General features: G+C 74.0%; 9 protein-coding genes. 5 read left to right on the top strand and 4 right to left on the bottom strand.

The window, feature by feature from the left end:
• A partial coding sequence (locus tag ACZ38L_RS37555) for an IS110 family transposase (RefSeq protein ID WP_465702254.1) occupies positions 1-708 on the bottom strand: 708 nt, incomplete at its 3' end.
• Positions 709-1371: 663 nt separating this feature from the next.
• On the opposite strand from ACZ38L_RS37555, the gene ACZ38L_RS37550 reads away from it, so the two are divergent.
• The 3 genes from ACZ38L_RS37550 to ACZ38L_RS37540 all read left to right on the top strand — a co-directional run bounded on the left by ACZ38L_RS37550 (position 1372) and on the right by ACZ38L_RS37540 (position 5080).
• Entirely contained in the window at positions 1372-2157 is a 786-nt protein-coding gene (locus ACZ38L_RS37550) for a hypothetical protein (protein ID WP_465702252.1), read from the top strand.
• A gap of 173 nt (positions 2158-2330) precedes the next feature.
• Positions 2331-4049 (top strand): hypothetical protein, encoded by a 1719-nt coding sequence (locus tag ACZ38L_RS37545; RefSeq protein ID WP_465702250.1) that lies wholly within the window; start codon positions 2331-2333, stop codon positions 4047-4049.
• 350 nt (positions 4050-4399) lie between these two features.
• A complete protein-coding gene (locus ACZ38L_RS37540; protein WP_465702248.1) occupies positions 4400-5080 on the top strand; it encodes a hypothetical protein in 681 nt (226 codons plus the stop codon).
• Between the two features lie 216 nt (positions 5081-5296).
• Here the strand turns inward: ACZ38L_RS37540 and ACZ38L_RS37535 are convergent, their stop codons facing one another.
• A complete protein-coding gene (locus ACZ38L_RS37535) occupies positions 5297-5506 on the bottom strand; it encodes a hypothetical protein (protein ID WP_465702246.1) in 210 nt (69 codons plus the stop codon).
• Positions 5507-5553: 47 nt separating this feature from the next.
• Here ACZ38L_RS37535 and ACZ38L_RS37530 point away from each other — a divergent pair, with 47 nt between their 5' ends.
• A complete protein-coding gene (locus ACZ38L_RS37530) occupies positions 5554-5781 on the top strand; it encodes a hypothetical protein (protein ID WP_465702244.1) in 228 nt (75 codons plus the stop codon).
• A 620-nt stretch (positions 5782-6401) separates the two neighbouring features.
• Here ACZ38L_RS37530 and ACZ38L_RS37525 read toward each other — a convergent pair.
• Both ACZ38L_RS37525 and ACZ38L_RS37520 read right to left on the bottom strand, forming a co-directional pair.
• A complete protein-coding gene (locus ACZ38L_RS37525) occupies positions 6402-6875 on the bottom strand; it encodes a hypothetical protein (RefSeq protein ID WP_465702242.1) in 474 nt (157 codons plus the stop codon).
• A complete protein-coding gene (locus ACZ38L_RS37520) occupies positions 6872-7009 on the bottom strand; it encodes a hypothetical protein (RefSeq protein WP_465702240.1) in 138 nt (45 codons plus the stop codon). The genes ACZ38L_RS37525 and ACZ38L_RS37520 overlap by 4 nt, the downstream gene beginning before the upstream one ends.
• A 95-nt stretch (positions 7010-7104) precedes the next feature.
• On the opposite strand from ACZ38L_RS37520, the gene ACZ38L_RS37515 reads away from it, so the two are divergent.
• Complete coding sequence (locus ACZ38L_RS37515) at positions 7105-7563, top strand: hypothetical protein (RefSeq protein WP_465702238.1); 459 nt, start codon at positions 7105-7107, stop codon at positions 7561-7563.
• The last annotated feature ends 86 nt before the right edge of the window (positions 7564-7649 follow it).

The following is a 7649-nucleotide window of genomic DNA, read 5'->3' as shown; positions in this document are numbered from 1 at the left end:
GCGGTTGCGGGTAGCCTTCCGCAGCCGGGAGTTCATCGACTCCACCATGTTCGTCGAGTAGACAACCCTCCTTATAGCGGGTGGGAACGCGAGGTAGGGCGTGAACTCGTTCCAGGCCGCCCGCCAGGTGCGAACCACGGCCGGATAGCGTTCACCCAGCTCGGAGGTGGCCAGCTCGCTCAGGGCCTGCTCGGCGGCCTGCTCGGTCGGCGCGGTGTAGATCGCCCGCAGGGCCGGGAGGGTCTTCATCTGCCGTATCGCGTCCGCGCGTTGGCGTACCGCGCTGCGGCGGGCCACCCGCAGGCTCCGCAGGGCTTCGACGCGGCCGTCGCGGTGCTTGGGCGTGCCGGTGCGGCGGGCCGCCAGGGCGGCCCTGGCGGCGGCTTCGGCGTCGACCGGGTCGGACTTGCCCTGCCAGCGGCGGGCCTTGCGGTCCGGACGGTCGATCTCCACCACGGTCACGTCCTGCTCACGCAGGTAGCGGGCCAGGCCGGCCCCGTAGGCGCCGGTGCCTTCCACGCCGACGAGCACCAGGGTCCCGAACGAGCGCAGCCAGGCCAGGAGCTTGGCGTAGCCCGCGGCGGTGGCCTCGAACTGCTGGGCACCCAAGGGACGGCCGGCGGAGTCGACGGCTGCCGCGGTGTGGGTGTCCTTGTGGGTGTCGACGCCACCGGTGATCTCGCGGGCCTGGTGTGCGATGGTGGACATCGCCGTCCTCTCCATTGATCCGGGTGGGGCGGCAGCCGCCGGCCCGGCGGGAGGACAGGATAGTGAAGGGGCCTCTGGCCAGGCTCTTATGAAGTCACGCAAGCCGGACCGGCGGATGCTCACGAGCGATTCCCGGACGAGGTCGACAGATCCGCTTGAAGACCCGAAGTCAGTCAGCCGTTGGGTCAGACCTGCCCGGGAACCGCTCACGAACATCATCACTGTCAGCTGTGGCTCGCCGGACGTCAGCTGATCACGGCCGAGGTGAAGCCGGAGGCCGCGGTCTACAGCGAGGTCTCGTTGGACCGGGAGACGTGTAGCGATCCGCCGGCTTCGCTCCCCATTAGGGGTCGGCGGGTAGCAGGACAAGAGGGCGGGCGGCTACGGCCGGTGACGGGACAACAGGCAGCGCTGCTGCACCGGGCAGCGGGACAACGTGCAGCAGCGCCTGGTGCAGCAGCACGTCCGGCCGCTGCCGCTGCACCACCGCTGCCCCGTGCGGCAGGTGCAGCGCCGCGCGGGCTGCTGCGCCAGGCGCGGCAGTGGGGAGTTTCGGGCCGGTCCGTAATCCGGTTCCTTGGTGGCCGCCCGGGCGGCCGGGAGTTTCGGACCGGTCCGAATTGGGCTGGGGTCTGGGTGATCGTCAAGGTTACGATCCGGGGCATGCAAAACGGATCGGTCCGAAATTCCGGCGCTGCTGACGTGTTGTTCGACGTGGTGGTCGGCGCGGTGTGCGAGCGGAAGGGGTGCGAGGAGATCGTGCCGCCGCCGGAGCCGGGCAGGCGCGGGCGCCGGGCGATCTACTGCTCGCCGAAGTGCAAGTCCGCGGCGGCCCGCGACAAGGCCAAGGACGACACCCTTGAGGGCGCGCGGGCGGAGGTGCTGCGGTGCGCGAAGGCGGCCGTGGACGCCGCCCGGGCGTTCCTGGACGCGGTGGACGACGATCCGGTGGCCGCGTACGAGGAGTTCTACACCGCGCACGCCTCGCTGGGCGCCCGGGCTCGGGAGGCCGCCAAGGACGTGCGGGACGAGGTCCGCTGGCCCGGCCTGACCGCGCCGGAGCGCGAGCTGCGCCGGGCCGAGGAGATGCTGATGCGCCCGGATGTCCTGGCCCGCGTCTCGCCGGCTGTCCTGGCCGCGTACCCGCACGAGGCGGCAGTTTCGGTTCGGTCCGAAAATCCCGCCCCGGCGGCGGCCCCGGCCGCGCCCGCTGTTTGGGCCCAGTCCGAAATGGCGCCCGCGCCGGTCGGGGCCGTGGCACCTGCTGTTTCGTCCCGGTCCGAAATTCGGGCGGAGGACTTCGAGGCGCTGCGCCGCTGCGCGTGCACGATCCCGACCGTGCGGTTCGGCGAGCCGGACCGCCTGGACGACCTGAGCCTGACGTTCGGCGAGGACTGGCTGCTGGCATTACTCGTATCAGCCGACACGTTGCCGTCGCGTATGAGCTGATCGGCTGACGTTATGCACGTTGATGGTGGCGCTGGCGTCGCACCGCGCCGTCGTGGCTTTTGATGTGGCCTAAAGCGCCCGGGCAGGCCATGGGTGGTTCCCTCTCCTCCTGCGGTCCTTGAAGTGAACCCGCCCGGTGTCGCGTTGCCCGTATCCCCTTCAGGAGAGTCCCGGTGCGACAGCCGACAACCTTCACCACCGGCCCCGCGCCGGTCACGCGTGCCGACAGTTCGCAGACGGCCCGGTCACACCGGCGGTGGACCGTGTCCGCCGTGGCCGCCTGCACCCTGCTGTCCTGCGCGACAGCCCTGCTCCCCCAGTACGCCATGGCCGCCGGGATGGAGCGGCCTGCCGGCCGGGAGGCCGGGCCCACGCCCACCCCGGGCGGTCAGGACCGCGAAAGCACCTCCCACCACGGAACCCGCCAAGGCGGCTCGTGCTCCACCACCGGCTCCACCACGACCTGCACTTTCACCACCGCCGGTGAAGGGGCCTTCACCGTCCCTGCGGGTGTATCCAGCGTCACCGTCAGCGCCACCGGCGCCTCCGGCGGCTCCGGCGGCCCCGGCTTCGGCAGCGTCCCCGGGGGTGCGGGCGCCACCGTCACCGGCGCCGTACTCGCGGTGGCCCCGGGCAGCACCCTGTACGCCGAGGTCGGCACCCCCGGCAGCCCCGGCACCCTCACCGGCGGCAGCACGAACCCCGGCGGCACCGGTGCGGGCAGCGGCGGCAACGGCGACAGCGCGGGCGGGGGCGGCGGCGGGGCGAGCGGAGTGCAGACCTGCTCCACCAGCTCCCCCTCCTGCACCTACACCGGCGACAGCAGCAGTGACCCGCGGCTGGTCGTCGCCGCCGGAGGCGGCGGCAGCAGCGTCGCGGGGGGTGGCACTGGAGCCGGGCCCGGCGGCGCCGCCGGAGGCGCCGGTGGCGCCGCCGGTGGCACGGGCGGCGGCTTCGGCAGCGCTGGCGGCGCCGGAGGCGGCGCCGGAGGCGGCGCTGGCGGCGCCGCGAGCGCCACGACCGCCGGTGGTGGTGGCGGCGGTGCCAATGGTGGTGATGGTGGTGGCGGTGGGGGCGGCGCCACCGGTGGGGGCGGCGGCCCCGGCGCCGCTAGCGGCGTTGCCGGTAGCGGCGGCAACGCCCTCGCTGACAGTGCCAGTGGTGGCGGGGGAGGTGGCTGGTTCGGTGGCGGCGCCGGCGGCGCCGGCGCCGGCGGCGGTGCGGGGTCGTCGTACGCCCCGGCCACCTCCGGCGCCTCGGCGGGGCCCGCGGCCCCAGGAGCCGCACCCGAAGTGGTGATCACCTACACGCTGCCGATGCCGACCATGACCGGCCGAGCGTTCGGGCTCTGGTCCACCGGCCGCATCTCGGTGGCGGCGACCCCGGACACCGGCCAGGTCGCCACCACGAAAGCCAGCAGCACCTCCCTCTGCACCGACCCGCGTCGCACCCTCGGCGGCATCACCGCGCGGAGCCTGTGCGCCGGCGTGGTCACCGCCCCCGCCACGAGCACCACACCCGCCACCTCGACCGCGACAGCCACGGCGAAGCAGATCACGATCGACGCCCCTGGACTGCCCCCCGTCCACCTCGGCTCGGCCCGCGCCGGCACCCGCACCACCTGCGCCGGCTCCAGCGGCCGCACCCGCATCACCTACCTGACCATCGGCCACACCAGGATCCGGATCTCCTCACCGCGCCCCAACACCACCATCCACCTGGATGGCATCACCCTCATCCTCAACGAGCAGGTTCCCGTCCCCGGCGGACTCACCGTCAACGCCGTCCACCTCAAAGCCCACGGGCTCGACACCATCGTCGCCTCCGCCACCAGCGACATCCACAACTGCGCCCCAGGCGCAGCGACCATTGGAGACCCCGGCGCACCGTAGACAGGTCACACCGGGCACCACACGCCGACCCCGGACCAGGCTACGTCCCACCAGCGTGTCGGCCGAACAATCACATGAGTCCGTGACAGGAGATCCGGCCGGGGCCCGACCCGGGGCCTCCGGCCAGGCCTCGCGGCCTGGCCCGGCCGGCCCCAGCAGTCGTCGTGCCGCTGCGGGCCGGCCGGGCGGGCGGGCCGCCAGCCGGCGGGGACGGCCCGTGCACGATCACGGTGAACACGGGGAAACGGTGTTCCCGCTGACGACCAGTGGTTCCCCCCGGGGCTCGCCAGACTGTGCAATCGCGTGGGGGCATACTGCCATCGAGACCACGGACGGGGAGGGCGGCTGGTTTGGCCTACAGAGCGCGGGGCGAGGCGGAGTTGCCCGACGGGCCGCAGCGCAAAGCGCTGCTGACCGCCGACCCGGTGACCGGAGAGGTGAAGGGCAGCATGTCCTTGAGGGCCGTGCTGGTGCAGTCCGGCCTGGCCGTCGCGAGCGGCCGGATCGGCGCGACGTACCTCACGCCCGCCGGGCTGAGGGTCCGCCAACTGCTGGCCGAGCCGCTGCCGAGTGAGCCGGACACCCCGGTCACGGGGGGCTTCGCGCCGACGCTTGGCGACGGCCCCGCGGGCGATCCGGCCCACGCCGCGGCGCGTGCCGCCGAGGTGGCGCGCGCCTGGGAAGGGCTGTTGGAGGGCAGGCGCGTGTCCGGCAACGCCGACGTGCCAGCACCCTGGGAGCAGGCTCGGCCGGTGTGGGCAGTCGCGCTCGCTCTCGAGGCCGCAGGGGTGCCGGCGTGTGCGATGGACCACCGCGGTCGCCGGGTGCGCACCGGCTACCGGGTTCTGCCCGGGTCCGCCGACCCGCAGGTGCGAGTGGAGTGGAGGGGGCCGGCTTCCTCCCCGGCCCGACAGGAGGCGCAGGAGCAGCTGAATCTCTGCGCGGCGCGCCTGGCCGAACGCGGCTGGGACTCGCTGCTTTACCTGGCTTCCGGCGGCCTGCGGTTTCTCCTTGCCACGCCGGTCACCTGACCCGGCGACGGCACCATCCGCGCGGCAAGCCGCATGCCCAGGTGGACCGGCCAGAGTGGCCGGTCCACCTGGGCTCCGCAAGCTGCCCGGTGCCGCAGCCGATCCGGTCGGTCGGGAGAGGGTTCCAGCTGTCGGGATCGGGCTGGCGCAACTCCGTCACGGCCACATCCTCCCCGGCGCCAATGGACTCCCGAGCCGTCCGGAGTGGCCCGCTTCCTAGGAGGTGCGGGTACGCCGGACGCCGCCGTGTTGCCCGAGCCGGTGTGCCAGGCGGAAGGCCTCGGCGAGAGGGCCACCGAAACCCGCTTCACCGCGCTGTACGAGCTGCTGACCGCCCATCCGGGCCTGGCCGCCCTGCGCGGCGGCCGCCCCTGGCTCGGCCCGCAGCTGCTGGAACGCCTGGGTCGGCGCGCTTCGCCAGCTCATCCACGCCGCCGACCCCGCCCGGCCCAGCCAGCACGTAGGACCAACCGGTGACCAGCACCCCCGCCACGACCCCGGCCCAGCAGGACCCGATGCTGCACGGCATCACCGCCTCCCAGCGCCTGATCTCCGCCCTCGCCCTCCACGACCTCAAGCTGCCGTCCGTCCGCGGCGGCCGCCCCATCCAGGACCGCGGCTTCGTGGAACTCGGCGGCTGCTCGGCCGGCCTGGCGGACGCCCTGGCCGCCGTGCTGGAAGCGGCCCACGAGGGGAAGTAGTCCAGCGTGGACGGCACCCTCGCCGCGCACCTCGGCCTCACCGCGGCAGCCGATCGCTTCCGTCCTCCTCCAGGCTGCTCCCACCACCGCGGCTGATCACGGATCCGGTGGCAGACCGGTGAGGTCAGGCAAGGCTGAGGGTGCGGTCGGCGACGCAGGCCAGGCGCTCGCTGAACTTCGCCTCGGCGTCATCGCTGACGTGAACCGCTGCGGGGCGACAAACGGGCGCTTTGCTGGGACGGATCTGGGACTGCTGTCCTAAGACTGTCTCACCCTGTTCTGCCTGGTGGGAGTGCTGGGCGGGGGCGCTGGGACAGGGCTGGGACATGCAGGCGGCTGCCGAGCAGGCGGGGCGTCCTCGATGGCGGCGAGCAGGCGGGCGTGGACGGCGACCGCGGCCTCGCGGGTAGCCGGGTCCGGGTCCTCCAGCTGCGCGGCGATCAGCGCGGCGGCCGCGGCGAGGACCGGCACCGGGACGGTCGCCGATCGCAGATGCAGGAGCTGGGCGGCCGCGAGCTCGCCAGGCGTCGCCTGGGCGCGGGCGTTCGGGATCAGGGCGCTGATGCCGCGGGGCAGGGCTGGGTGCTGGTTTCATTCTCCCGCGCGGCGGCCACCGGTGATCACCACGGTCGGTCGTCCGGCGGTCCGGCGGGAAGGACGCCGTGGTGGTGACTGGCGACGGCCTCCAGCAGCGCCTGGCGGGCCCGGCGCCAGCGGACGTCCTCGGTGCGGCCGGCGTCGGCGGCCCACTCCGGCAGCGGCCGATCCTGCGCGGCCGCTGCAAGCCGGCGTCCGAGCTCGCCGATCGCGTGCTGCCAGCGGGCCAGCTGCCCGTACAGGCCGCGCACTAGCTCGTCGACGGCACCGGCCGGATCGGTGCCGAAGACGCGGGCCTCGGCGAGGACGTCCTCGTCCAGGTCCTCGAAGGCCTCCCGCCACGGCTCGGCGGTCCGATCGAACTCCTCCAGCACGGCGCGCAGGGCGCCTTCGACGGCGGCCGGCGACCACGGCGGCGCAGTGCGGAGCGCCCGGACGGTGTCGGCCAGCACCCGGGCGGCGCCAGGCCCCAGCGCCCGGCGCCTGGTCGTGCTCACCCGGCCAAGCCGGTGGCCGTGGTGGCGGCGCGGCCGGCGGCGGTGGCGGCGTCGAGTTCGTTGGCGAGCCGGGTGAGCTCGCGCGGCAGGTCGCCGAGCACGCAGGTCGGCATGGCGGCTGCGAGCGCGCACACCGCGACCAGCGGGATCCGCTCGTCCGGCGCGAGGTCGGGCAGGGTGGCGGTGTGGGTGGCGCCGACACCGCGTCCAGGCCGTCCTGGCTGCAGCCGTGAAGGACGGCGCCGACATCAGCGTCACCGCGATCGCCCGCCGGGCCGGCGTCGACCGCACCTTCCTCTACCGCCACCGCGACCTCCTGGGCCAGGTCCGCGCCCAGGCTGCCGAGCCGCCAGCCGTCCCGGGCGGCCGTGGACCCATGGTCAGCCGGGCCTCTCTGCAGGCCGACCTCCTGGCGGCCGACGCCCGCACCGCCCGGCTCGCCGCCCAGGTCCGCAGCCTCGAAGCCCGCCTCGGTGAGGTGTTGGGCGAGCAGGTCTGGCGCGAGGTCGGCATCGGCGGCCCGGACGACACCGAGCAGCTCAAGGCGCGGATCACCACCCTCGAACAGCAGGTTGTCGATTTGGAGCTCAAGTTCCAGGACCAAGGCGACGAGCTGCACGCCGCCCGCACGACCATCCGGGAGCTCATGGCCCAGCTCAACCGAGATCCGGCCCGGCGGCAGGGCTGATGCGTTCTCAGCTCGTGAGACCGAGCAGGTCGAGCGCGTGATCGGCGTGTGACCGGTAGTGGTCGGTCGCGGCAGCGATGTTGGTC

The organism is Kitasatospora sp. NPDC024654 (assembly GCF_055559155.1).
The sequence above is the reverse complement of the archived record's forward strand: the minus strand, read 5'-3'. Positions and strand labels throughout refer to the sequence as shown.